This is a genomic window from Streptococcus sp. 22.1 (assembly GCF_016648645.1).
Taxonomy (GTDB): domain Bacteria; phylum Bacillota; class Bacilli; order Lactobacillales; family Streptococcaceae; genus Streptococcus.
In genome coordinates, this window is record NZ_JACLQK010000051.1 from 1 (window position 1) to 1,436 (window position 1,436).

Genomic DNA, 1,436 nt, shown 5'->3' on the forward strand with positions numbered 1-1,436 from the left:
TGTTCTGACCCCAAAAAGTTAGACAAATAATTTAAGCAAAGGATTTAGTTCTGTATTGTACAGGACTGAGTCCTTTTAGTTTTACCTTAATGCGTTTGTTGTTGTAATAATTAATATAGTCTACAATAGCTTGTTCCAAATGCTCAATTGACTTGAACGTCTTCTCATAACCATAAAACATCTCAGACTTAAGAATGCCAAAGAAGGATTCCATCATGCCGTTGTCTGGACTATTGCCTTTACGTGACATAGATTGTTGGATTCCCTTGTCCTCTAAAAAATGATGATAGAAATCATGTTGATATTGCCATCCCTGGTCACTGTGTAGAATAGTGTTCTCATAGTACTTCTCTGTGAAAGCTTGTTCCAACATCATTTTTACTTGTGCTAAGTTGGGCGAAGTAGAAAGATTGTAGGCGATAATTTCGCTGTTAAAACCATCTAAAACTGGTGATAAATAGAGTTTTTGGCTGCTTGCTGGAATGGCAAACTCTGTCACATCTGTGTAGCACTTTTCCATTGGTTTTGATGCTTCAAACTGGCGTCGAATGAGATTTTCTGCTTTCTTACCAATCTCTCCTTGATATGAAGAGTACTTCCGTTTTCGGCGAATTCGAGCACTTAAACCAAGAGCCTTCATCAGACGTTGCACTTTCTTATGATTTACCACGAAGCCACGATTTCTCAATGCAAGAGTGATGCGACGATAGCCATAATTTCCTTTGTGTTCAGTAAAAATAGCTTGAATTTCAGCTTTGATAGTTTGATTCTTATCCGTTTGATCCAGCTGTTTTAAGTGGTAATAATAGGTCGAACGAGCAAGCCTAATAATCTTTAGAAGAATCTCTAAAGCAAACTCTGTTACCAATTCTAGAACAATTTCCGTTTTTCTTCTTGCTCTTTCTCGTCCTTCAATCGGAGTTCTCTTAACTTTTTTAGAACAGCGTTCTCCGCTCTCAAGTACTCATTTTCTGCTTGAAGTCGCTCTAGTTCTGTCATCTCTTCAGGTTTCTTCTTTGGCTTACGTCCCATTTTAGGCGGTCTCCCTCTTGCTTTCTCAACAATAGTATACCCATTTTTCTTGTATTGTGCTATCCAATTGTTAAGCAAACCTTGATTGGAGAGGCCATAGTCCAGAGAAACACTTTGTTGGGAACAACCTTCAAGCAGAACCTTATTAATCATTTCTCGTTTTAATTTAGGAGAATAGTAACGCTTCTTTCCCTTTTTGACGATGTTTATTCCATAACGGTCAATTAATTTCACCATGTACTTTAGACCAGAAACGTTCACCTCAAATTGATTTGAAAGTCGTTTAAAGCTTTCTCCTTGCTTTCTCAGTTCATATATTTGAACTTTATCTTCATAAGTCAATTTCATAATAAAAACACCCCAAAAGTTAGATTTTTTCTGTCTAACTTTTGGGGTGCAGTTCA

The 1,436-nt window shown here is 37.0% G+C and carries 1 protein-coding gene; it reads right to left on the minus strand.

Annotated elements, in window-relative coordinates:
* Positions 1–31: 31 nt before the first annotated feature.
* A protein-coding gene (locus H7U04_RS11305; RefSeq protein WP_152902968.1) for an IS3 family transposase occupies positions 32–1,380 on the minus strand; the annotation gives its coding sequence in 2 pieces (ribosomal slippage) (positions 32–930 and positions 930–1,380; 1,350 coding nt in all).
* Positions 1,381–1,436 lie beyond the last annotated feature (56 nt).